We start from the raw sequence: 23968 nt of genomic DNA, 5'->3' as shown, positions 1-23968 counted from the left end.
AATTCCGAAGGTTTTTTAAAGCACAGGCTGTTTATAAAGTCTGGCAAAGTGTTCCAATTGAATACATCTGATTCAACATAAACAGATTCTAGAAACAAACATGTAGGGATGTTGACAATATAGGCCCGCTGTAATTATTGGTTTGTCCGATCTGATCGTGCAGCATCAGATAGAGAAAACGATATTCAGCTGTAAAAGCGATGCGGCGATGCAGGTTTAGATATAAACCCGCTCCCATTTGGTAACCGGGGCCGGCCGCTATTAAATTTCCAGAGTCTTTTCTGTGTAAAACAGTCGAAAGACCATAGCTTACATACGGGCTTGCCGGACTTTCCGCAATCACCAGACTCATAGCATCCAATGCCAGATAATGCAAATTGACCTTTGAGGATGGATGCTTGTCTGTTCCGGCCTGATTCCAGTTAAAGTAACCCACACGCAATGCATGATTGTTCAATATCTTTAGAGTTGCTGATAAAAGCGGCAAAGTCGATGCATTTTCAATATTGCGTAATGGCTCCGATTGATAATCATCAAGACTCATGGGTTTCCAGACAACATAGCCAACACCAATATGGGAATAGAAATGCTCTTTGGCCTGTATCAGCTGGCTGGCCATGAGTACCATGAATACTAATGTGAGTTTTCTCATGTTAACGGATATTATTCTTTCGATTCTTTGTGATTTTCCGGAGGCTGAAATCCTATTGGATGATTCCTGGCCGAGTCAGGTATGTTGGATATTTCGCCGAACTGGTTTTCATATTTTTCGATATTGTTTTTCATTGCTTCCAGAAACGATTTTGCATGTTGTGGTGTCATGATCACTCGCGCAAAAACTTTAGTCTTGGGAGAACCCGGAAGAATTCGGGTAAAGTCAATAATAAATTCAGCCGGAGAATGGGTAATTAAGGCCAAATTCGAGTAAATTCCTTCTGCTTCTTTTTCACCCAACTGTATATCAATTTGTTTCTTTTGATTTTGATCCATGCTGAACCTCCTGTTGATTTGAATCCATAGTATAAAAATATATAATTGAAACTACAATAAAAATATTACGAAAAACGTAAAGTGTTTAAATGCATGATCTTCAGCGCATAAAGATCAATGCGATACCCGCTATGGCCAGCACCGTGCCGATTATCGCGCGCGTCGACGGAATTCTCCGAAACAAGATGATCTCCACGGGTATCACAAGGACCGGAACTGTGCTCAGCAGGGTGGAGGCAATACCTGCCGCGGTAAACTTTACTGCAACAATAGACAGCCATACCCCAAGAAACGGCCCGAAAACGGTCCCAATGATAATGGCGCCCATAACCCGACTGTTATTAAATGCCAGAAAAGCCGGTTTTGCCTGCCTCGTGAACAAAGCCATAATCCATAATGCTATACTGGCAGGCGCCATTCTGAGCAACGTGGCCGAGATCGTATCAATATTGTTTTCCAGTCCGATCTTGGCAAAAATAACACCCAATCCCTGGCCTATGGCGGCGATGATCCCATAAATAATTCCGGCCGTCTTGTGTTTGGGAAATTGCAGCTCCGGTCCGCGTTCGGATACAACCCAAACAATGGATGTGATGGTTAATGTGATTCCAAGCAATGCATAGATCCCCAGTTTTTCTCCAAGAAACACCCACGCGATGATTGTTGTCAATGGCGGCGCGAGAGCGAGAACCAGCGTTGCGAGTCTGGGCCCAATGCTCAGGATGGCGAAAAACAAGGCCCCGTCACCGATTGCCAACCCAATGATCCCACTGATGCCCAGCCAAAAGGAAGCGTGCCGAGTGACATGCACGGGATAAAAGTATCCCCGCTGAATATACAAAAGCAAACCCAGCAACAGACAGGCGAAAAAGACCCGAAGAACATTAATGGGAAAGGCACCTATTTTTTTACCTGCAAAATCAAACAGATAGGCAGTACTTCCCCAGAAAAAGGCAGCTGTAAGAGCTGATATTTCTCCAATAAAAGGCATGGCACTCTTTTATTCAAGGGTTATGGGTTCAGAACATTAAGCGATAAATGTACAAAATCATATCCCCATTTCAAAATGAAAACTGATTATATACTTTTGATAAACAGTCAGAGCGATTTTTTACCCATTATCTTTTGTTTGTCCGTGAAAACCGGAGGAACAGGCTATAACGAACTATTCCTCCGGTTTCACACACCCGGTGCGGCATCGTTTTCCCCTATGGATTTCATCCCCGGTACGCAAATTCAAGGCGCCAGCCGGGAGGCTTGTTGAATAATATTATTTCATATACAACATACGGCCTGTTTTATCATAGTCGCCGCATTGGAATTGATAGATGTAAATGCCTGTCGGTACGAATCGGCCTCTATCATTTTCTGCATTCCATTTCAGCTTGTACGATCCTTTTGATTGATGCGAGTCAACCAGAGTCCTGACGAGTTCGCCTTTTATATTATAGATACGTAATTTGACATGCCCTGCAGAGGCCAGTACATATTCAAACCAGGTATTTGAATTAAAGGGATTCGGATAATTATCCACGAATTTATAATTTTCCGGTATCTCTTCAATTCCCGTGTTCCATGCAGCGCAAACCGGACCGTAGAGGGTGCTTTTACCGTTCAGATCGAGCGCCTCAAGTTTGTAAAAATAGTTTTTATTTTTCAGGATATCATAATCCGTAAAAGTAAAAGACTGCGGGTTTGGCTCCAGGCACAACAAGAGCGACTTGTTGATTTGGTTATATTGACCTGCTTCTTCAACGCTTCGCAGCACATTGAACCCTACAAGGTTCTGCAGGTTTTCATAGTTCCAGAATAAGCGGATGCCTTTTTCCGATTGTTCCGCCTCGAATGAGGTTAATTGGCTAGAGACCGGCGGTGTATCATCCAGAGTGGCGTAATAATCTTCGACCTCGCCGTATCCCGCGCCAAATCCGGAAGATAAAAGTCCACCACCTTCAGTATAGGTGTCCAGCCTGAATCGGATAAAGGTGTAATCTCCGCCAACAATATCGGGAACGGTAAATGTATAGTAGCGGGTCAATGTGGCGGCAGTTTTTGCCAAACTCAAGTCGCCGGGTTGCGTTTTGCCCAGACCATTCTGGAACAGATCGTTATTGATAATAATCTCATTGTCAAAGTTTCCAAAAATACCGTCTGCGGAGAAATCAAACCATCCGGCTAATAAAGCTGAATAGCCGCTGCCCAGATTGACCGTGACTTTGATCTGATAGGTATAATTACTGACAAAAATATTATCTGTTTTTTCCACCCAGATTCCGTCATTGTTATAATCATGGTAAAAGGTGATGCCGTCTTCATCATTCGTATCATCATTATTGTCGTCTGCATCGGCAGCCAAACTACCGGTGTATACGCCCTCTGTGTCTACCATGTCTCCCAAATAGGCTCGGGTTGCGTCAACCGCCTCTCCCGGCTTCCGGCCACCATACATTCATAATGTTATCACTAAAAGCATCGCCGTAATCCACATATTGCAATGACAGGATTTCAATCCGGTAATCTTCTACTTCGCCGTCTGCAGCTGAACCATTTGCCGTTAATCCGGTTTCTGTGCTGTATCGAAAGCGGGCATACGTGACTCCAGTCACTGCATCCGCCGGTGGGGTAAAGGTTAAACTGTGTGTGCCGGTTGACAGGGTTACATCCGAGAGAAATTGCTCACCTGTATCAAAATTTCCATTGCCGTTAAAATCCATCCAGGCGCTCAGGTATCCTGTATTCTTCACAGTAACGTAAAGTATTGCCTCATAATCGGGTGAAACAGCTGATTTGAATTGAATGCCGTCTTCATCATCATGGTAATTATTGTCATCACCCCTGGCTTTGCCGTCAGGTTGACCGTCATTTTCAGCGTCCACACTACTGCCCAGAGTGGGATTGTTTTCTGTTAAAATCAAGTGACTGGCTCCATTATCAGTGCTCAGCGTATGAAAAGGGCTGGGCAGATCACCATAATCTGTGAGTGTCACCGGAGGAATGGGAATGTCTTCCTCATCGTCTTTGGAAGGAGAATTGTGCGCGCTGTTTACCTGCAGTGTTATGGCGCCGGAATAATTGCTTATGGGAATGCTCATTTCATACACCATCGCCCATTCCCACTCGTTCACACTGTCCCAGTGCGGATAACCCAGTTCATATGGAGCCGTCAAGCTGTTCGGACTCGCCGGATCATAGGGGGATTTCCAATCATTGCTGGTCCCGGTGAATGTGCTCACCCATGGACTGTTATTCATATTCCACTGCATCGAGCTGGCAGATACGAGTCCGGGTGGTAGGGTTCCGCCTCCCAGACTGCCGTCATGATAGTCAGACAGCCAGTCCGCTTCAGAGGGGCTTTTATCACCATCTGCATCATAAAGATAGCCCTGTTTCCAGGTGTAGGAAACGCCGTCTGCTGTGAACGTAAAGTTCAAATGATCGGATTGAATCAGCTTTTCAGCCTGGTGGGGAGGAGTCCAGCCCACGCTGTTTGCATATGCGGTTTGCCCATCGTCTATCACATTGTCATTTACGGAGGGACTTACAATTACAGCAATATACAAAACATCCTGCTCAAGGTAGTAATACATTGTACCGCGGCCTGTGCCATTTTCAGCCAAAAATTGGTATTGACTTTGATCGTTATCTCCGTAAAACAAACCGTTTACCGTCGGAGCGGCCGAAAGTGTGGTGCTGAACAGAAAAAAAGCAGTTAGAACATAGAATACTACCCATAACCCTGAATACGCTCTACACCTCATGATGTTAACCCCTTTCATTGGATGGATGCAAAAATGTTACGTAAATACAAGATTTACATTGGTTTCATGTAAATACAAGATAATACCTCCTGTTTCAGTTGAATGGAATATGGGGGATGTATCGGATCTGGATCTGGTCTTCGGTATGATAGAAATGTAACAAAGACACCTTGCTAAAAATTTCAAAAAATTAAAAATAATTGCAAATTTTTCAGCTTGAGCTTTCTTTATTTCTTGATGGAATCTATTGATTCTTCACCGCTTTTTTAGTAAATTACCAGTTAAAAACCAACTAGTGGAAAGAGGGAATGTATGGATAAAGTTTACGAACCGAAGAACGTTGAAAACAAGTGGTATCAATACTGGGAAAAAAACAAGTTTTTTCACGCTGATTCGGATACGGAAAAACCAACATTTACCATCGTCATACCGCCTCCGAATGTGACAGGTATGCTGACCATGGGACACGTTTTGAACAATACCGTCCAGGACCTGTTGATTCGCTGGAAAAAGATGCAGGGGTATGAGACCTTGTGGATGCCCGGTACGGACCATGCCGGTATTGCCACGCAAAACAAAGTGGAAGCTGCCTTACAGCAGCAAGACAAAACCCGATATGATCTGGGCCGTGAAAAATTCCTCGAGCGGGTGTGGGAATGGAAAGAAAAATATGGCGGCATCATTTTGCAGCAGCTTCGAAAACTCGGCGCTTCCTGTGACTGGGATCGCGAATGTTTTACCAGTGGATGAAGATCTTTCCAATGCTGTACGTGAAGTCTTTGTCAGTTTGTACGAAAAGGGATTGATATACCGGGGACGCCGACTCATCAACTGGTGCCCTTATTGCCATACTGCATTGGCTGATGAAGAGGTGGATAACAAGGAGGAAACCGGGGGATTCTGGGAACTCACTTATCCATTATCCGATGGTTCCGGTGAGATTGTCGTGGCAACCACCCGGCCGGAAACCATGCTGGGTGATACTGCGGTTGCCGTACATCCGGAAGATGAACGTTATACTGACTTTATCGGGAAAACCGTCAAGCTGCCATTGATAAATAGAGATATCCCCATCATTGCCGATGAACACGCCGATCCTGAACTGGGCAGCGGCGCGGTTAAGATCACTCCGGCACATGATTTTAATGATTTTCAGGTGGGCCAGCGGCACAACCTCAAACAAGTATCGGTAATTGCACCGGACGGCAGCATGAACGAGAATGCCGGAGCGTATGAAGGAATGGACCGGTTCAAAGCCCGAAAACAAATATTAAAAGATCTTGCAGAACTGGGATTGGTGAAAAGTGAACAGAAAAAAGTGATTTCCGTACCGCGCTGTTATCGATCTAATGATATTGTCGAACCCTATCTGTCCGACCAGTGGTTTGTAAAAATGAAACCTCTGGCTGAACCGGCTATCAAGGTTGTGCGCGAGGGTAACATTCGTTTTTATCCTAAACACTGGGAAGAAACCTATTTTCACTGGATGGAAAATATCCGCGACTGGTGTATCAGCCGTCAGATATGGTGGGGACACCGCATTCCGGTCTGGTACTGCGAAAAAGGCCATCATACGGTTTCCAGGGAAACCCCGGACAAATGCGCTGAATGCGGCAGTACAGAACTGCGTCAGGATGAAGATGTTCTCGATACCTGGTTTTCATCTTGGCTGTGGCCGTTCAGCACCCTGGGCTGGCCGGAAGATACTCGGGATCTATACACTTTTTTCCCAACAGATACACTGGCTACCGGTCCGGATATTATTTTTTTCTGGGTTGCCCGTATGATCATGGCTTCTCTGGAATTTATGGATGATATTCCGTTCACTGATGTTTATTTCAACGGAATGATACGCGATTTGCAGGGCAAAAAAATGTCAAAGTCACTCGGAAACTCTCCGGATCCCCTGTGGCTGATCGACGGTGCGGAACCGGAACAGATGCAGCATTTTATTCCGGAAAATCCGACTTTTAAAGACGGAGTCCCGGCCTATGGCGCTGATGCAGTGCGTATGACCATGCTGTATTCAACGCCTCTGGGTGGAGATGTGCACTTTGATCATACTTTAGTGGAACTGGGTCAGCGGTTCTGCAACAAACTTTGGAACGCCGTCCGTTTTGTGTTGATGAATCTGGATGCGTCGCAGGAATTGCTAACTCTGGAATCTATCTCTCAGGATGAATTTGATTTATCGGATCGCTGGATTCTGAGCCGGCTGAACAAGACCATCAAAGATGTGGATCGGTCTATGAAAGAGTTCAGGCTGAACGATGCCGCACATGACTTGTACAGCTTTGTCTGGAGCGAGTTTTGTGACTGGTATGTGGAATGGGTAAAATTGCGCTTTTATGATGATTCGGATGTGCGCAAACAGCAAATCGGCCGGTCTGTTGCGTTTTTTGTCATGGAGAGCAGTATTAAGCTATTGCATCCCATGATGCCGTTTATCACAGAAGAAATCTGGCAGGCATTTCCCGGCAATGAACATGCAGTCGATGAGAAACGCTCCATTATGCACGAGAGCTACCCGGTAGTCGATAATGATTGGATCAACCCGTCTGCTGAAGAAACCTTTTCATTGCTGCAGCAGACAATCGGTGCGGTCCGCAATATTCGCGGAGAAATGAATATACCACCGGGCAAACAGGCTGAACTTGTCATGAATATCACTGATCCTGCAAAACAGCGGATTATTGAGGATAATGAAATTGCTGTCAAACGTCTTTCACGTCTGGAGAGCCTATCCTTTGGATCAGAGCGGCCCGAGCTCTCGGCAACTGCAGTGGTGCAGGGTATGGAAATGTATATGCCCCTAACTGATTTGATTGATGTCAAGATGGAAAAAGAACGCCTTGGAAAAGAAATGACACGTCTTGAAAAACAGCTGGAAGGTTTGAATAAAAAATTGAATAATGAAAAATTTATTTCCCGGGCTCCCAAAGATGTGGTTGAAAAAGAACGCCAGAAAAAAGCCGATTGGGAAATGAATCTTGATAAACTGGAAAAGAATCTGCAGATGCTGTCCTGATAAAAGACGGGTTTATCAAATAAAACCAGGAACTTGAATTGCAAATTCGCGTTTTATTGATTTGAGTAAACTTTAATAAACGGGTGGTGTGCTATGAGATTCTTTCAGATTATTTTGATCAGCCTGATGGTTTGCGTTGTTTCGTTATCGGCTTCGGATATCGCCGTAACAATCTATAACGGAAACATGTCGTTGGTACGTGATGTTCGGGAAAACAAATTTGAAATGGGACGACAAGTGTTCGAGTTCACTGATGTGGCAGCCTCTATTGATCCCACATCAGTGCATTTCAAGTCTCTGACCGCCCCCGGTCAGGTGCATATTTTGGAACAAAATTTTGAATATGATCTCGTGGGTATGGACCGGTTGTTGGAAACCTATCTGGACCAGACGGTGCAATTGGTAACGCGTCAGGAAAATTTTCTTCAGGGCAAGCTTGCAAGTTCCAATAATGGTTATATTGTTCTCATGACTCAAAACGGCAAAGTCAGAGCAATTGCCAAAGACGTCATTGAGCATGTTGAATTTCCCGAACTGCCCGCTGGTCTGAAAACCCGTCCGACGCTGGTTTGGCTGCTGGATGCCGACAAAGCGGGAACTCATAAAACCGAGATCAGTTACCTTACCGGGGATATGAGCTGGGATGCGCAGTATGTGGGAGTGGTTAATGAGGATGATGATCGGCTCGAGCTTTCCGCCTGGGTTTCTATACATAATACCAGCGGCGCCACCTATAAAGATGCTGTAATAAAGCTGGTTGCAGGAGATCTGAATAAAGCATCTGAAGAGAAAAGAGTACAGCGGCTGGACAGAGCTATGGTTGCCGCAGAAGCCCCGCAGCAGTTTCAGCAGGAAGAATTGTTTGAATATCATCTCTACCGTCTGCAGCGTCCGGCTACGCTCAAAGACCGACAAGTCAAACAAATTTCTCTTTTTTCTCCCCAAACCGCACCGGCGGAAAAACGCTTTATCTATGACGGCCAAAAACAAAAAGTCAGAGTTGATCTTGAGTTTATGAACAGCGAAGAAAACGGGCTCGGCATGCCGCTGCCCAAAGGCAAGGTGCGGGTTTACAAAGAATCAAAAGACGGAGCACAGGAGTTTATCGGAGAAGATCGAATCGATCATACCCCCAAGGATGAGCGGGTGCGTCTGACCCTGGGAAATGCCTTTGATGTGGTTGGCGAACGCACAGTAAAATCACGGGAGCGGGTAACCAGTAACACTCGTCAGGAGACTGTTGAAATATCTTTACGCAACCACAAACAAAACGATATAACCGTTACGGTTGTCGAGCATTTTTGGGGTGATTGGGAGTTTGTTGGCAGCACACCCAAAATATCACGCAGGACCGCCACTCTCTGTGAGTTTGCTGTCGATGTAGCGGCAGATCAAGAAAAAACATTTACGTACACGGTTCTATATCGGCAATAATACGGATATTTTATGGCATTTCCCTACAGCTTACATCAGCCCATTGAATCATTGCGCAGCATTGGTCCCAAACGGGCTGTTGTTCTGCAGGAAAATGGAATACGGACGATCGAGGATTTGCTGTATTATTTCCCAAGACGCTATCTGGACCGGTCTACGGTAACACCGATTGCCAGATTGCGTGAGGGAGAGGAAGTGACTGTTGCCGGCCGTATCATCCAAAAGGATTTTGTCAAAGGCCGTAAAAACCGGTTCGTCCTTGTGCTCAAAGATGATACGTCGCTGTTAACCTGTGTGTGGTTTTCACGTTTATCCTACTGGCAAAAAATATTTACGATTGGTGAATGGCTTGCCGTGAGCGGCAAAGTCAAACGCTTTAACGGCTATCAGATGACCCATCCCGATTTTGACCGGCTGGGGGGTGATCGTGAGGGCAATATCAATACCGGTAAAATCATTCCGGTATACCCATCAACGGAATCTCTTACCAAGGTCAATCTGGACAGCCGGGGGCTGCGCCGGCTGATCAATGCTGTGATCACGGGCTCCTTTCTTGAAAATATAAAGGATCCTCTGCCCGCCGCCATGATCGAACGTCAGGATCTGATGCCGCTCGCTGCTGCCCTGGGGCAGATTCATTTTCCCGATAATTTCGATACTTTATCCCGTTCCCGAGACCGTCTTGTTTTTAGTGAACTTTTTTATCTTGAACTCATGCTGGCCGCCCGTAAAAAAAGCATGACGCGCAGTGAAATTGGAATCGCGTTTAAAGCGAAACAGGATAAAACCCGTGAACTGCTCGATATGCTGCCGTTTAAACTCACAGATGCTCAGGAACGCGTTGTCGCGGAAATTACGGCAGATATGGAAAATGAGTATTCCATGAACCGCCTTTTGCAGGGTGATGTGGGTTCCGGAAAAACCATTGTCGCCCTGCTATCCATGCTAATTGCAGTAGAAAACGGCTATCAGGCCGCGCTGATGGCGCCCACGGAAATACTGGCCGAACAACACTTTTTAACGATACATTCGCTGCTGGAACGTATCGATGTCCATGTGGTGCTTATTGTCGGCGGGCAGCCTGCAGCAACGCGAAGACAGATTTTGGAAAATATAGAAAGCGGTTTTGCACAAATTGTGGTCGGTACGCATGCTGTGATTCAGGATCAGGTTGAATTTCGCAATCTGGGATTCGTCGTAATCGATGAACAGCACAGATTCGGTGTTATGCAGCGGGCCCGGCTGCGGCAAAAAGGCTTTTCGCCTGATGTTCTGGTTATGACCGCAACGCCCATTCCTCGCACCCTGTCCATGACGGTTTACGGCGACCTCGATGTTTCTGTCCTCGACAAGCTGCCCGGCGGCAGAAAACCCGTTCGTACCACCTGGCGGCTGGAAAACAAGCGTCCGCAAATATACAGGTTTGTGCGCGATCAGCTCGCAGCCGGCGCTCAGGTCTATGTTGTTTTTCCTTTGGTCGAAGAATCAGAAAAACTGGATCTCAAAGCGGCGGTTGATAGTTATGAAATCATGAAAACCAGGTTTTTTCAGAATTTTAGAATCGGACTTTTGCATGGTCGCATGAGCAGTGATGAAAAAGAGCATACCATGAATCGTTTCAAAGCCGAAGATATAGACCTATTGGTCAGTACTACGGTCATTGAGGTTGGTGTTGATGTGCCGAATGCGACCATTATGGTGATTGAACATGCGGAACGCTTTGGCTTGACCCAGTTGCACCAGCTGCGGGGACGCGTTGGACGCGGGGTAAAGCAGTCGTTTTGTATTCTGATCGCTTATGATCCTCTGAGCGATGAGGCGCTGACACGGTTAAATGCAATGGCCGAAACAACGGATGGTTTTGTGATTGCCGAACGCGATCTGAAACTGCGCGGACCGGGCGATTATTTTGGTGTGCGCCAGCATGGATTGCCGAATTTGTTGATCGCCGATATACTGAACGATCAGGATATTCTGGTTCGTGCCAGAAAAGAGGCGTTTGAATTTATGCAAAACGAACCAAAAGCAGATGAGTGGATTGAGAATCCCGGCGGCGATTACCTGATGCGTCGGTTTAAGGAACGCTCTGACTTTGCTTTGGTCAGCTGAAATCTGTCAGAGTTTTATGATGAAATGAATACTACCATTATTTGATAGACATTTATGACATTTAACTTGTTTTTCTTGCCAGACTCTTTTATTTTAATATTTGCGGTTATTTAAAAGTCGAGGCGATGGAAAACTCAAACAGGAACTTGAATGCCGAAACAGGAACAGCATAATCAAAAAGTGTGGGAGGACTTTTGGGATCCGGAGACGATTGATGAGGTTTATTCCAATTCTGCACGAATCATTGGACAGGTTCAGTCTCTTACAGAACTTGACGGAAAACGGGTTATTGAAATCGGCGCCGGCTCCGGTCGAGACGGGTTCAAGCTCGTTGATCTGGGTGCAACCGTTATTCTGCTCGACTATGCGGACAACTCCCTCAAGGTGATGAAACATTTGGCGCACAAAATGGAAAAGCCGGTCTTTCTGGTAAAAGGAGATGCGTTTCATCTTCCGTTTAAAGATGACTGTATGGATGTGGTCTATCATCAGGGCTTGCTGGAACATTTTAGCAATCCGGAAGAGATTATAAAGGAAAATTACAGAATTACCGCCCGTGGCGGCTATACGCTCGCGGACGTACCACAAACATTTCATTTGTATACACTGATCAAGCATCTTTTAATATGGATGAATAAATGGTTCGCCGGATGGGAAACCGAGTTTACGATTGGTCAACTCGCAGCTATGTTCCGTCAACAGGGTTTTCATATTTATCACCGTTACGGCAGCTGGATGCGTCCGGGGCTGTTTTATCGCGCTCTCCGCAAAGCATTGTTAAAGCTAAGAATCAATATAGCCCCTTATCCGAAAATCCCGTTGATCTCGGCCGCCGCTGAAGCATTTGCCAAATGGTTCAAGACCTTTTCACTGTCCTTTTATACGTTCATGGATATCGGTGTGATCGGTATAAAAGATGAAAGGGAACAGTGAATACAAAGCAGTATAACATATTGATCATCAATTGGCAGGATATCACACATCCGCTGGGTGGAGGCGCCGAAGTTCATGCTCACGAAATTTTTCGGCGTGTAGCGGCCAAAGGACACCATGTCACTTTTCTGTGTTGTCGATATGGAGGCGCTGCCACATCGGAATGGATTGACGGCATGCGCGTGATTCGCTGCGGTTCCCGCAATACGTTTAATTTTTTGGTGCCGTTTGTTTATCAAAAACTGAACCGCACGTATAATTTTGATATTGTCTTTGATGATATCAACAAGATACCGTTTTTTACACCGCTCTTTGTCAAAAAACCGCTGATTGCTATTGTGCATCATTTTTTCGGAAAAAGCATTTTCATGCAGGCGTCTTATCTGCAGGCGCAATATGTTTGTCAGAGTGAACGCCTGGTCCCGTTTTTTTATCGAAACACGCCGTTTGCAGTGGTGTCAGACAGTACACGCAAAGAACTGCGGGACAAGGGTATTTCGACTGATATCTATGCTCTGCCGAATGCCGTGGATGTACAAAAATATTCCTGGCTGCACCAAAAAGAGGACAAACCTCTGATCGGGTATCTGGGGCGGTTGAAAAAGTATAAAAAAATCGATCATTTGATAAAGGCTTTGCCGGAAATATTTTCACATAGACCGGATGCCTGGTGTGTGATCATCGGAGACGGAGATTACAAGGCGTCGCTGATAAAGTTAGTGGACAGGCTTGAACTTCGGGATCGTGTACATTTTACCGGTCATGTCACACATAAAGAAAAAGTGCAGTGGCTTAACCGACTATGGGTGGCGGTAAATCCTTCTCCCAAAGAAGGATGGGGACTCACGGTCATCGAGGCCAACGCCTGCGGCGTCCCGGTTATTGCATCTGATTCACCGGGATTGCGGGATTCGGTGGTGCATGAAAAAACCGGCTATCTTTATCCGTACGGCGATTTGAGCAAAATGAAGGATTATCTAAATATGCTATTGGATGATGCAGAATTGAGAAATAAATTAGCGGTGCAGTCGAGACGCTGGGCGGAATCTTTTCAATGGGATGCCTCGGCAGATCATGCACTCGACATTATTGAGAAAATTACAAAAAAACAGCACTGAGGAGAAAAAATGCAGAATGAAAAAAACATTATCAGGCTTTTTGGCGGCTTGACCTTTGTCAGCTCGTTGATTGTTTACCTGATCACAATCGCCCCGACAACTTCATTCTGGGATTGCGGTGAGTTTATCACATGCTCCTATATTCTTGGAGTTCCGCATCCCCCGGGTGCGCCGTTTTACCTGTTGATCGGACGGATTTTTACTCTTTTACCTATCGCCGGCAATATTGCATTACGCGTCAATATTGTTTCAGCACTGTCTTCAGCTTTGACGGTTATGCTTGCATTCCTGATTATTGTGCGACTGATCAAACAATGGCGCGGTGCATCAAAATCTTTTTACGATACCCTGATTCTGCTCGCCAGCGGTCTGGTTGGATCACTCGCCTTTGCCTTTAGCGATACATTCTGGTTCAGTGCCGTGGAAGCAGAGGTATATGCCATTTCGATGATGTTTACGGCTATGATTGTCTGGTGCATTTTGGTGTGGCTGGAAAAAGCCGATGAGCCCGGAAATGAACGTTATCTGCTGCTGATCGCCTATTTTGTCGGACTGGCTATCGGTGTTCACTTGCTGATGATTCTGGCACTGCCGGCTATTTTTATGATTATTTATTTCAAAATTCTGGACCAACGCGGCGAGATCATTACCTGGAAAAATCTATTGTACTTTGTTTTGATCACCGGCGGGGTCTTTGCTGTGATTTACCCGGGTGTCGTTCAGTTTGTTCCGAGAATCGCTGGATCTGTCGGCATGTGGTTTCTCCTGATTGTAATTCTTGCCGTGTTGGGAGGGGTCTTGTATGGTATTTCACAGAAAAAACGCATTTTTACATTGGCGTTTATGGCTTTGTTGCTCGTCTTAACCGGTTATTCAACATATACTATGATTTACATCCGTTCCAATGCAGATCCGGCCGTGGATGAGAATAATCCGGAGACGATGGAAAAAATGGTCAAATATCTGAATCGAGAGCAGTACGGCAGTTGGGGCACATTCCCGAGACGTTTTCCGGACCTGCCGCCTGAATGGCAGTTCGAACGGCAATATCCGAACCAGGATTATAAAACGTTTCGCTGGGACGAACAGATGGATTTCTTTTGGAATTATCAGATTAAAAAAATGTATTTCCGTTATTTTGGCTGGCAGTTTATCGGAAAAGGAACAACGATCGGCCAGGATGGGTTTATTGCCGAAAATTTATCGTTCAATGGTTTGTTTGCCCTTCCGTTTCTCCTGGGCGTTCTCGGAATGGTTCACCATTTCTCCAGGCATTGGAGACACGCGCTGTTTATTCTGGCGTTGTTTTTCCTGACCGGTCTCGCGATTATTATTTATCTGAACCAGCCTGATCCACAGCCCAGAGAACGGGATTATGTCTATGTCGGGTCATTCTTTGCATTCAGTATATGGATCGGAATGGGGGTGACAGCGGTTCTTGAATGGTTACAGGAACGGGTTGAAAAAATAAAACTGAGAATGGTTTATGCAGGTGTGGCTATTTTGCTCGCCTTGGTTATGGCGCCAGGTATACTGTTTGCGCACAATTTTCAGGACCATGACCGTAGCGGTAATTTTGTCGCTTATGATTATTCTTATAATATCCTTGAAACCTGTGAAAAAGATGGTATTGTGTTCACAAATGGCGATAATGATACCTTTCCACTTTGGTATTTGCAATATGTAGAGAATATTCGACCGGATGTGCGGGTGGTTAATCTGAGTCTGTTGAACACAGACTGGTATATCAAACAACTTAAACATGAGGAGCCCAAAGTTCCCATTTCGATTCCAGACCATCGCATTGATGATATCAATATCCAGAGATGGGAAAAAAGCACCATCGCCATCCCGGTCACGGAACAGGGCAAAGAGGATGCTCTAAATGATATGCAGGATTCAACTCTTTTTCTGCAAAGTTCCGAGTATCAGGATTCAAAAATGCGTGTTACAGTCGAACCCACAATCATGGGCCAGGCGCTGCGAGTGCAGGATTATATGATTCTGAACATTATTCTGGCCAACAGGTGGGAGAAACCGATCTATTTCGCGGTAACCGTGTCGGATCAGAACAAAATCAATCTTGATAACTATCTGCGAATGGACGGACTTTGTTTTAAACTGGTACCCTACCAGGTTGAACATGTGTATGGTGAAAAGCTGGAAAAGAACCTGGATAAATTCAAATATCGTAATCTTGATAATCCGGATGTATATTTTAACAAGAGTATCATCGGCTTGCTGCAGAATTATCGTGCCGCCTATCTGCGTCTGGTGTGGGAATACAGGCGCCAGGGAGATGATAAAGCTGTGGTCCGGGCACTTGATAAAATGCAGGAACGTATTCCCTTTAAAGTGATCCCGCCGCCGGATCCCAGATTGATGGTACAGGTCGCCAATATGTATCAGTATGCTGATGCAAATGAAAAAAGCCTGGACCTTGTTGAATATGCTTACGAAATGAATCCTTCGGATAGCTATATCGCCGGAACCTACATAAACATGCTTGAACAGCAGGGCAAGTATGAACAAGCTCTTGAGGCTATGAACAAGTGGCAGGGAACAAATCCGGATGATCAGAATGCACAGCGCAAGATGCAGCAGCTTGAAGAAAAAATTAAAAATGATACCAGTTTGATTGACTCTCTGGAATAACAGAAAATCCTCCCCTCTGATTCAGAGGGGAGGGCATGTCTGAAAGGAATTGGAATATCTTGGAATCCAAAGCACGACCGAAACGAAATTTGCTCATAACCATTCTAAAGTTTACGATCAGTGCCGCACTTGTTGCTATTATCCTTAACCGCATTGGCCTGGATTCAATCTTGTTCAGGTTAAGACATGCAAATTGGTGGTATGTCCTGATTGGTATTGTGTGTTTTGCAGTGAGCAATATAATGGGTTCATTTCAGTGGTTTCTCCTGCTGCGTTCACAGGATATTGCGGTTCGGTTTAGACAGGTCCTGTCATACTATCATGTCGGCCTTTTTTTTAATAATTTTTTACTCGGTTATGTCGGCGGTGATGCCTTTCGCATCTATGATATTACAAAAACATCCGGCAATTCAACAGCCGCTCTTTCTACTGTAATATTTGACAGATTTATCGGCTTTTTGTCTCTTACTTCGATGGCTTTGATTGTTGCGCTCATCGGTATTCAGCTTTTAACGGTTGTGAATACTGTTTATTTTATTGCCATTATTATGGCAGCCTGGCTGTTAGGCCTGTATCTTTTATTCAATGAAAAGGCTGCCCGTTTTTTAATAAAACATGTGAAACACTTTATACCGTCTGTCGTGTTTAATAAAACACGCGATGTTTACAAAGCGATTAATTATTTTCGTCATAAAAAAGGTCTGATGACCAAGGTTTTGGTGGTTTCCCTCTGTGTGCAGGCGCTGCGTGTAATTGTCCATTTTTGGGCTGCCCGCGCTGTGGGGGTAGAAACCAATGTTATGTTCTTTTTTATGTTTGTTCCCATTATCGCGATGGCTGCCAGTCTCCCCATTTCTATGGGGGGGATCGGGGTTCGGGAACAGAGCGGTGTATCTATGTTTGCCAGTATTGGTGTCGCCGCTTCACAGGTGGTATCATTCGAATTTCTTGCTTATCTTGTTGCAATTATTGCCACAGTACCCGGCGGCATCCTGTTTGCATTTCGAAAGGAAACGTGCAAAGGGTTTTCCGCAAAATCCTGAAAGAAATGCAGGGTTTTATCCGTTTTATAGGATAGAACATTAAATGACAATGGAGGTAAATATGAGGCTAAAACGAACAGCTGTTTTGCTGCTCACCGTGTTGATGATTATCGGCTTGTATTCTTCGTGCGGAGAAAAACGCCCATCGCTCGGCAATATAAACAAGGTTATTGTGGTGGCGGATTCCACTCTGTGGCTAAAGGTGCAGGATGAGGTTCGTGATGTTCTGGCGCGTAAAATATTTACTCCGCAACCTGAAGCTGTTTTTTCCTTTTTGCAGAGAAATCCTGATCAACTGGGACGCCTCTCCCGGGTTCCGAACATCTTACTGCTTGGCACTCTTGACGCAGAAGGAGAGGTGAAAGAATATGTTGATAATCTGCTGTCAGAAAGTTCGCGCGAGCAGGTAATTCAGAATAACGCCTTTTTATTTAACAAACGGGATGCCTGGTCCACCAATCAAATGCTTGTTGTGGCTGTTTCCAATAATGTTGAGGATTTGCAACAGGATTTACAGGCCAACAGTGATCAATTATTTGATATATTCAATGATTTTGTCAATGAACGGGTTAAAACCAACTTGTTCCGTCACATGGAGAAAAAAGAACTTTCAGAACGCTTTATGAAAGAACATGGCTGGAGTCTACGGGTTCAGCCGGACTTTTTTATAGTCGTGGATTCTCTCAAAGAACGGCTGACCCTGCTTGAACGACTGGACCCGCAGCGCTGGATTTCTGTTTACTACGAACCCAGTGAAGATCCCTATGAATTGAGCAAATCCTGGATGTTGCAGCGCCGGGCTGATATTTCTGATCCCTATTACGATGGTGATTATGTGACGGATAAAATAGACCTCACGGTGCGCGAAGTCGATTTTTGTGGTTTTCCGGCTATTCAATTGACCGGTGTTTGGCAAAATGACAAAAAAACGAGACCGGCAGGCGGCCCTTTTAAAAGTTATGGGTTTTATGATCCTGATGCTCAGCGCCTTTATCTTGTGGATATGGCGGTCTTTGCGCCGGGCGACAAAAAATTGCCCTACCTGCGCCAGTTGGATGTGATGGCCAGGACATTCAAAACGCAAACTAAATAAACAGTAAAGGGTGTCCGGAAGACCGGATACTGCTTTGTGAACGTTTAAATACAATGGAGGCGTGGATGCCAAAAGTTGCCATTATTATGGGTAGTACTTCGGATGAAAAAATTATGCAGCATGCTCACGAATATCTTGCCTATTTTGATATCGAGTTTGATACCTTTGTGATGTCCGCTCATAGAACGCCGGATGATACGGCGGAATTTGCAAAAAACGCCGCGAAAAACGGTTACGCTCTGATTATTGCCGGCGCCGGAATGGCTGCACATTTGCCGGGGGTCATTGCAAGTCATACCACTGTGCCGGTTATAGGCGTTCCGCTCGGTGGATCCGCCCTGAATGGACTGGATGCGCTTTACAGCATTGTACAGATGCCCCGCGGTATTCCGGTTGCGACCATGGCTATTGGAAAATCAGGAGCTGTGAATGCAGCCATTTATGCTGCTCAGATATTCGCCGCTGCAAATCCGTCAATTCAGGAAAAGCTTGATCAGTTCCGCGCTAACCAGTGTAAACTATAGACAATGATTATGGAAAAAATTGCAATAGCCGGAAGCCTGGGACTATTGGGACAACGGCTCTTACATTCCACACCTGATAACAAAGAGCTGCTTTGTATCGATCTTCCGGAATCTCCACAGCCTCTGACACAGCCCAACTATGTGTCCTGTGATCTTACAGACCGTGGAAAAACCTTTGATGTTCTTGATGCTTTTTCTCCGGACTGGATTATAAACTGCGCTGCTTATACACATGTGGACAGGGCAGAGGTAGAGCGTGAACTCTGTTGGACTGTCAATGTTGAGGCGGCAGAAAATCTGGCTTATGCTGCCAGAAAAACCCGCAGCCGTATCCTGCAAATTTCGAGCGATTATATTTTTGACGGGAAAAACGGACCCTATACAGAGGATGCGACGCCGAATCCTCTTGGTTATTACGGCAAATCCAAGCTGGCAGCTGAGAATGTTCTTCGCGGTGCGCCTGTAGAGTCGACCATAATTCGAACGATGGTGCTGTATGGTACGTCTAAAAACCAGCGACCCGATTTTGTTCAATGGTTGATCGGTGAACTCAAAGCCGGCCGCAGGGTAAAGATTGTAAATGATCAGATTGGGAATGCCACACTGAACGACAATCTCGCCGAAAATATTTGGCGTGTTATTGAACAACGATATACAGGTATTCTGAATATAGCCGGGAAAGAAATCAACAGCCGCCTTGAATTTGCCCGGCAGATTTGCGAGGTATTTGATCTGGATTTACGGCTTATGACTGCGATATCAACCCCGGAACTCGGACAAAAAGCACCGCGGCCGCTAAACTCCGGTCTTGTTGTGGACAAGGCAATAACTGAACTCGGACTTTTACTTTTGGATAACCGTGAGAGCCTGAGAATACTCAAGGATCATTTAAATCTTTAAATGGAGAAATCGGTGAAATCCCTGGTAATTATTCCCACATATAACGAGTCTGAGAATATTTTAAAGATTATTGAAGCGATTCTCAGACAGAAAATAGACGGACTGGATGTTTTGGTCATTGACGACAATTCCCCGGACGGAACCGGAGGGATTGTAGAGGAAATAGCGGGTCCACAATCCCGGGTTAAACTCATCAAACGTCCGACAAAATCCGGCCTGGGGACTGCCTATGTCCGCGGTTTTAAATATGCGTTGGAACACGGCTATGATCGCGTTATTGAGATGGACGCGGATTTTTCGCACGATCCAGCCGAACTCTCCAATCTGCTCAAGGCCAGTCAGACCTATGATATTGTGTTGGGATCCCGCTATATCCACGGTGTGAATGTTGTCAACTGGCCGCTTTCGCGATTGATACTCAGTATGGGAGCCAGTCTGTATACAAAACTGGTTACAGGATTACCTGTCAAGGATTGCACAAGCGGATTCAAATGCTTCAGACGGGAAGTATTGCAGAATCTAAATCTGGATCAGGTACAGTCTGACGGATATTCTTTTCAGATCGAGCTCAATTTCAAAGCCTGGAAAAAAGGATTTACTCTGGGTGAAGTTCCTATTATTTTTATAGACCGCCGGGCCGGGACTTCTAAAATGTCGCGAAAAATCGTCTGGGAAGCGGTTTGGATGGTATGGAAGCTGAAATTTATGAGCCTGTTCGGTAAAATTTAGAGGATTTTATGACACCGGTTCAGGAACTGCCTGTGATTTTTAAAAGTCAAGGCCATCAGATCATGGGCGTGCATCATACATCAGGACAGCAGCGGTCTTTGCTTTTGTGTCACGGGCTTACCGGTGACAAAGTCGAAGACCATCGTTTGTTTGTTCATACTGCACGGGCGTTTTCCGAAGAAAACTATGATGTGCTTCGTTATGATTTTTACGGTTCCGGTGACAGCGAGGGAGATTTTCGACAAACCCGATTGTCACACAACATCGATAACATTCGTGATGCTGTTTCTTTTCTTCGAAATATAAAGTACAAACAGATTGCTGTTTTAGGGATGAGTTTGGGCGCCGCCGCCGCCATACTATGCGCAAATGAATTGCCGATAGATGCGCTTATACTGTGGTCTCCTGTAACAGATACGCGGAAATTGCTGACAGAGCGAATGCATGTTGATCCTGAAACAACGATTGAAAACAGAATCATAAGCTTTGATCACTGGGAGCTGGAAGCTGATTTTGTCCCGGATGTTCTGAAATATGATATTAAATCGGCGTTCTCTGAACTGAACCTTTCCACATTTGTAGCTCAGGGTATGCAGGATGCACCAATGTTTGTGCAGGGGTTTCATGCACTGCGTCAGATCGCCAAACCTCCATGCGATTTTATGGAACTGCCCCAGGCGATACATACATTTTCTATACCGCGTCACCGACATCAGGTTATCCGACAGTCTCTGATCTGGCTTGACCGACAATTAACAAAAGGATAAAATCATTATGTACAATGAACGGGATGTTTATTCACCACATAAAAAAGAGAGTCCGTTTAAACGCATCGGAAGAAGCCGTTCCTTTAAAAAACCGCATTTAACACGTGCTTATCATAACAGTGAATTTCTGAACAGCAATGACGCCCGGGTGATTCGGATGCTTGCGGAATACCTTGAGACAGAAAGCAGGCTCAGTCATTTTGATATCAAAGACACGGTGGTTTTTTATGGGTCAGCCCGGCTTGTTTCTTCTCAAGAAGCTGCAGATAACCTGAAAACTCTGCGTGAAAAAGGCGCTGAACCGGAGGAGACTTCAAAGAGCCGAGAGGGAGTTGAAAATATCCCGATACTATGATGAAGCCAGAGCGCTGGCAAAGCGTTTAACCGAGTGGTCTATGCAACTGGCTGAGAAAAAAAGGTTTATTGTCTGTTCCGGGGGCGGTCCGGGAATCATGGAAGCTGCGAACCGCGGCGCTGCCGATGCAGGCGGCCCAACCATTGGTATGAATATCAGTCTGCCGTTTGAACAGTTTCCCAATGCCTATATTTCAGAAAATTTATCCTTTGAGTATCACTATTTCTTCATGCGTAAATTCTGGTTTGTTTATCTTGCCAAAGCCCTGATTGTGTTTCCGGGTGGATTCGGTACGATGGATGAACTGTTTGAACTGTTGACCCTGCTGCAAACCAAAAAGGTGAAAAAGTCGATCAAAGTAATTATCTACGGCAAAGAGTTTTGGGAGAAAATTATTAATTTTCAGGGACTCGTCGATTGGGGGGTCGTATCACGCGATGATTTAAACTTGTTTGATGTCGTGGATCATGTGGATGAGGCGTTTGAAATTTTGAAAAACCATTTCGAAAAAGAGTTTCTTGGAAAAACCCAATACTGGGAATTGTAAGCTGCAGCGCTGTGGAGTTTATAGTGTGGATTAAATTATTATATATCGGAGCCGGTGGATTTTTAGGCGCTGCCTTGCGCTATTTCTCCAGTGGATGGATTCAGAAATGCTTTCCCCAGTCTTTTTTCCCATGGGGCACATTGTTTGTCAATATTCTCGGTTGCCTGCTGATTGGATTTTTCATGGGTTTGGTCAACTCGAAACAAATGTTTTCTCCGGAAATCCGGTTGTTGATATTGGTCGGTGGATTGGGAAGCTTTACCACGTTTTCGACGTTTGCCTACGAATCTTTAATGTTGCTTCGGGATGGACAATTGTTGATGATGGCGTTGAACATCGGAGTGCAGGCAGGACTGGGGCTGTTTGCGGTTTACACAGGACTGTATTTGTCTAGATTGATATAAGGAGAACATATGCCGCTGCCTGAAAAAGGCCAACTGCTGCGCATCTATATTGCGGAATCTGATCACTATGAGGGAAAACCCTTGTTTGAATGGATTGTAAATAAAGCCAGAGAAATGCATATTGCAGGAGCCACTGTACTTCGGGGACAGTTGGGATATGGGCGCACAAGCGTAGTTCACAATGCAAAAATCTTGAGATTGTCCGAAGATTTGCCCCTGGTTATTGAAATGATTGATGTGCCGGATAAAATTGATGCATTTTTGCCCATTATTCAGGATGCTCTGAAAGGTGGACTCGTCACCGTTGAGAATGTTTCTATTCTATTGTATCAAAATTGATTCAATGCGGATGAAAACAGCGGTCTGGTTTGTTATAAAGACAAAATATTCATTCAATTAAAAGGAGAAACTATGTCATACTATCATGAACCCCCTGAAGAACTTGGAGAACAAGCACGAAATATTACCCGTGCTCTTAATAGCCTTAAAGAAGAAGTGGAAGCAGTTGATTGGTATAATCAACGCGCTGTAACCACCAATGATGATCATTTGAAAAATATAGTTGAACACAATCGCGATGAAGAAATCGAACATGCCTGTATGACCCTGGAATGGCTGCGCCAGAATGTCCCGGCCTGGGATGAACATTTGCGTACATACCTGTTTACAGGACGGGATGTTACAAAAGTTGAAGAGGAAGAAGAAAACGGTAACGATGCCTCTAAAGCATCCGGAGGCAGTGATTTGGGTATTGGAAAATTATCATAAAAATTCGAGGAGATTTTTATATGGATATTCTAAAACGGTCATTAGCCCCTCTCACGGATGAGGCATGGCAAGAAATAGATGAAACCGCACGCGCGGTTCTGGTAAATAACCTGTCTGCCCGTAAAGTTGTAGATGTGGATGGACCCAAAGGATGGGATTTCGGCGCCATTCCGCTGGGACGTCTTGATATTCCGAAAGGTCAATCCAATAAACAAGTCCAGTTTGGTACGTTCAGCATGCTTCCTTTGACTGAAGTTCGTGTGCCGTTCAAACTGAATATTTGGGAAATAGATAATCTGATCCGCGGCGCCCGGGATGTCGATCTTGATTCTCTGGAAAAAGCTGCTGAAAACACCGCAAAATTTGAAGAACAAGCTATTTATTACGGTTTCAAACAAGGTCGGATTCAGGGGTTGAAAGAAGCTTCGGAAAACGAGCCGCTTTCACTCCCCAAAGATGCAAAAGAAGCCCTGGCGGTTGTGACTCGGGGTATTCGGGTATTGGAAGATGCCTCAATCGGCGGCCCTTATACATTGGTTGTCAACCCGAAGAAATGGCAGCAAATCTCAAGCTATACCGGTGGTTATCCGGTACGTCGTCAGCTTGAAGAGATATTGGGAGGACAGATTGTACTCAGTCCACAGGTCGACGATGTATTTCTGGTATCCCAGCGGGGCGAAGATTTTCAGTTGACGCTGGGCGCTGATTTGTCAATTTGGATATCATTCACACGACAGCAAAGAAGTCGAGTTGTTTTACACTGAATCTTTTACATTTCAGGTATTTGAACCCAAGAGCTGTGGTTGTGTTTGA

At 45.1% G+C, this 23968-nt stretch carries 22 protein-coding genes and 1 pseudogene; 18 read left to right on the top strand and 5 right to left on the bottom strand.

Annotated features, from left to right (window positions below; genetic code table 11):
- Positions 1 to 88: 88 nt before the first annotated feature.
- The 5 genes from U5R06_07730 to U5R06_07710 all read right to left on the bottom strand — a co-directional run bounded on the left by U5R06_07730 (position 89) and on the right by U5R06_07710 (position 4748).
- Entirely contained in the window at positions 89 to 619 is a 531-nt protein-coding gene (locus U5R06_07730) for a hypothetical protein (protein ID MDZ7722695.1), read from the bottom strand.
- Between the two features lie 44 nt (positions 620 to 663).
- The gene (locus tag U5R06_07725) at positions 664 to 990 is read right to left on the bottom strand and encodes a DUF3467 domain-containing protein (GenBank protein ID MDZ7722694.1); all 327 of its coding nucleotides are present in this window, start codon (positions 988 to 990) and stop codon (positions 664 to 666) included.
- A gap of 100 nt (positions 991 to 1090) precedes the next feature.
- Positions 1091 to 1981, bottom strand: coding sequence for a DMT family transporter (locus tag U5R06_07720; protein ID MDZ7722693.1), 891 nt, complete (start codon positions 1979 to 1981; stop codon positions 1091 to 1093).
- 279 nt (positions 1982 to 2260) lie between these two features.
- A complete protein-coding gene (locus U5R06_07715; protein MDZ7722692.1) occupies positions 2261 to 3379 on the bottom strand; it encodes a GEVED domain-containing protein in 1119 nt (372 codons plus the stop codon).
- 25 nt (positions 3380 to 3404) lie between these two features.
- Entirely contained in the window at positions 3405 to 4748 is a 1344-nt protein-coding gene (locus U5R06_07710) for a GEVED domain-containing protein (protein MDZ7722691.1), read from the bottom strand.
- 312 nt (positions 4749 to 5060) lie between these two features.
- Between U5R06_07710 and U5R06_07705 the strand changes: the two are divergent.
- The 18 genes and pseudogenes from U5R06_07705 to U5R06_07620 all read left to right on the top strand — a co-directional run bounded on the left by U5R06_07705 (position 5061) and on the right by U5R06_07620 (position 23919).
- Positions 5061 to 7776 (top strand): annotated as a pseudogene (locus tag U5R06_07705) (valine--tRNA ligase).
- Between the two features lie 93 nt (positions 7777 to 7869).
- On the top strand, positions 7870 to 9210 hold the full coding sequence (locus U5R06_07700) for a DUF4139 domain-containing protein (protein ID MDZ7722690.1): 1341 nt from the start codon (positions 7870 to 7872) through the stop codon (positions 9208 to 9210).
- Between the two features lie 12 nt (positions 9211 to 9222).
- Entirely contained in the window at positions 9223 to 11319 is a 2097-nt protein-coding gene (gene recG / locus U5R06_07695; protein ID MDZ7722689.1) for an ATP-dependent DNA helicase RecG, read from the top strand.
- 150 nt (positions 11320 to 11469) lie between these two features.
- Positions 11470 to 12252, top strand: a complete 783-nt coding sequence (locus tag U5R06_07690) for a class I SAM-dependent methyltransferase (GenBank protein ID MDZ7722688.1) — start codon at positions 11470 to 11472, stop codon at positions 12250 to 12252.
- Positions 12249 to 13370: a glycosyltransferase family 4 protein gene (locus tag U5R06_07685; protein MDZ7722687.1), complete on the top strand. Its 1122-nt coding sequence runs from the start codon at positions 12249 to 12251 to the stop codon at positions 13368 to 13370. The genes U5R06_07690 and U5R06_07685 overlap by 4 nt, the downstream gene beginning before the upstream one ends.
- 9 nt (positions 13371 to 13379) lie before the next feature.
- Positions 13380 to 16025: a DUF2723 domain-containing protein gene (locus tag U5R06_07680; protein ID MDZ7722686.1), complete on the top strand. Its 2646-nt coding sequence runs from the start codon at positions 13380 to 13382 to the stop codon at positions 16023 to 16025.
- Between the two features lie 35 nt (positions 16026 to 16060).
- Positions 16061 to 17068 carry a lysylphosphatidylglycerol synthase transmembrane domain-containing protein gene (locus tag U5R06_07675; protein ID MDZ7722685.1) on the top strand — a complete coding sequence of 336 codons (1008 nt, stop codon included), beginning with the start codon at positions 16061 to 16063 and terminating at the stop codon, positions 17066 to 17068.
- A 61-nt stretch (positions 17069 to 17129) separates the two neighbouring features.
- Positions 17130 to 18161 carry a DUF4837 family protein gene (locus tag U5R06_07670; protein MDZ7722684.1) on the top strand — a complete coding sequence of 344 codons (1032 nt, stop codon included), beginning with the start codon at positions 17130 to 17132 and terminating at the stop codon, positions 18159 to 18161.
- A gap of 65 nt (positions 18162 to 18226) precedes the next feature.
- Positions 18227 to 18685: a 5-(carboxyamino)imidazole ribonucleotide mutase gene (gene purE / locus U5R06_07665; GenBank protein ID MDZ7722683.1), complete on the top strand. Its 459-nt coding sequence runs from the start codon at positions 18227 to 18229 to the stop codon at positions 18683 to 18685.
- Between the two features lie 9 nt (positions 18686 to 18694).
- Positions 18695 to 19585, top strand: coding sequence for an NAD(P)-dependent oxidoreductase (locus U5R06_07660; GenBank protein ID MDZ7722682.1), 891 nt, complete (start codon positions 18695 to 18697; stop codon positions 19583 to 19585).
- Positions 19586 to 19597: 12 nt separating this feature from the next.
- Positions 19598 to 20314 (top strand): polyprenol monophosphomannose synthase, encoded by a 717-nt coding sequence (locus tag U5R06_07655; GenBank protein ID MDZ7722681.1) that lies wholly within the window; start codon positions 19598 to 19600, stop codon positions 20312 to 20314.
- 8 nt (positions 20315 to 20322) lie between these two features.
- Positions 20323 to 21081 (top strand): alpha/beta fold hydrolase, encoded by a 759-nt coding sequence (locus U5R06_07650; protein ID MDZ7722680.1) that lies wholly within the window; start codon positions 20323 to 20325, stop codon positions 21079 to 21081.
- A gap of 7 nt (positions 21082 to 21088) precedes the next feature.
- Positions 21089 to 21436, top strand: a complete 348-nt coding sequence (locus U5R06_07645; protein ID MDZ7722679.1) for a hypothetical protein — start codon at positions 21089 to 21091, stop codon at positions 21434 to 21436.
- Positions 21414 to 21983, top strand: coding sequence for a TIGR00730 family Rossman fold protein (locus U5R06_07640; protein MDZ7722678.1), 570 nt, complete (start codon positions 21414 to 21416; stop codon positions 21981 to 21983). Before U5R06_07645 ends, U5R06_07640 begins: the two co-directional genes overlap by 23 nt.
- A gap of 23 nt (positions 21984 to 22006) precedes the next feature.
- A complete protein-coding gene (crcB, locus tag U5R06_07635; protein MDZ7722677.1) occupies positions 22007 to 22387 on the top strand; it encodes a fluoride efflux transporter CrcB in 381 nt (126 codons plus the stop codon).
- 9 nt (positions 22388 to 22396) lie between these two features.
- A complete protein-coding gene (locus U5R06_07630; protein MDZ7722676.1) occupies positions 22397 to 22726 on the top strand; it encodes a DUF190 domain-containing protein in 330 nt (109 codons plus the stop codon).
- 72 nt (positions 22727 to 22798) lie between these two features.
- Positions 22799 to 23155, top strand: coding sequence for a ferritin-like domain-containing protein (locus U5R06_07625; GenBank protein MDZ7722675.1), 357 nt, complete (start codon positions 22799 to 22801; stop codon positions 23153 to 23155).
- 20 nt (positions 23156 to 23175) lie between these two features.
- Complete coding sequence (locus U5R06_07620; GenBank protein MDZ7722674.1) at positions 23176 to 23919, top strand: family 1 encapsulin nanocompartment shell protein; 744 nt, start codon at positions 23176 to 23178, stop codon at positions 23917 to 23919.
- Positions 23920 to 23968: the final 49 nt, after the last annotated feature.

Source organism: candidate division KSB1 bacterium, assembly GCA_034521575.1.
Taxonomy (GTDB): domain Bacteria; phylum Zhuqueibacterota; class Zhuqueibacteria; order Residuimicrobiales; family Krinioviventaceae; genus JAXHMJ01.
This window is presented reverse-complemented; position numbering and strand designations above follow the sequence as displayed.

Coding starts and splice junctions, on each gene's coding strand:
- U5R06_07715 (MDZ7722692.1), bottom strand. CDS start 3,379: ATGGTAGACACAGAGGGCGTATACACCGGTAGTTTGGCTGCCGATGCA.
- U5R06_07660 (MDZ7722682.1), top strand. CDS start 18,695: ATGGAAAAAATTGCAATAGCCGGAAGCCTGGGACTATTGGGACAACGG.
- U5R06_07725 (MDZ7722694.1), bottom strand. CDS start 990: ATGGATCAAAATCAAAAGAAACAAATTGATATACAGTTGGGTGAAAAA.
- U5R06_07620 (MDZ7722674.1), top strand. CDS start 23,176: ATGGATATTCTAAAACGGTCATTAGCCCCTCTCACGGATGAGGCATGG.
- U5R06_07730 (MDZ7722695.1), bottom strand. CDS start 619: ATGGCCAGCCAGCTGATACAGGCCAAAGAGCATTTCTATTCCCATATT.
- U5R06_07675 (MDZ7722685.1), top strand. CDS start 16,061: ATGTCTGAAAGGAATTGGAATATCTTGGAATCCAAAGCACGACCGAAA.
- U5R06_07645 (MDZ7722679.1), top strand. CDS start 21,089: ATGTACAATGAACGGGATGTTTATTCACCACATAAAAAAGAGAGTCCG.
- U5R06_07700 (MDZ7722690.1), top strand. CDS start 7,870: ATGAGATTCTTTCAGATTATTTTGATCAGCCTGATGGTTTGCGTTGTT.
- U5R06_07625 (MDZ7722675.1), top strand. CDS start 22,799: ATGTCATACTATCATGAACCCCCTGAAGAACTTGGAGAACAAGCACGA.
- U5R06_07630 (MDZ7722676.1), top strand. CDS start 22,397: ATGCCGCTGCCTGAAAAAGGCCAACTGCTGCGCATCTATATTGCGGAA.
- U5R06_07650 (MDZ7722680.1), top strand. CDS start 20,323: ATGACACCGGTTCAGGAACTGCCTGTGATTTTTAAAAGTCAAGGCCAT.
- purE (MDZ7722683.1), top strand. CDS start 18,227: ATGCCAAAAGTTGCCATTATTATGGGTAGTACTTCGGATGAAAAAATT.
- U5R06_07720 (MDZ7722693.1), bottom strand. CDS start 1,981: ATGCCTTTTATTGGAGAAATATCAGCTCTTACAGCTGCCTTTTTCTGG.
- recG (MDZ7722689.1), top strand. CDS start 9,223: ATGGCATTTCCCTACAGCTTACATCAGCCCATTGAATCATTGCGCAGC.
- U5R06_07690 (MDZ7722688.1), top strand. CDS start 11,470: ATGCCGAAACAGGAACAGCATAATCAAAAAGTGTGGGAGGACTTTTGG.
- U5R06_07680 (MDZ7722686.1), top strand. CDS start 13,380: ATGCAGAATGAAAAAAACATTATCAGGCTTTTTGGCGGCTTGACCTTT.
- U5R06_07710 (MDZ7722691.1), bottom strand. CDS start 4,748: ATGAGGTGTAGAGCGTATTCAGGGTTATGGGTAGTATTCTATGTTCTA.
- U5R06_07670 (MDZ7722684.1), top strand. CDS start 17,130: ATGAGGCTAAAACGAACAGCTGTTTTGCTGCTCACCGTGTTGATGATT.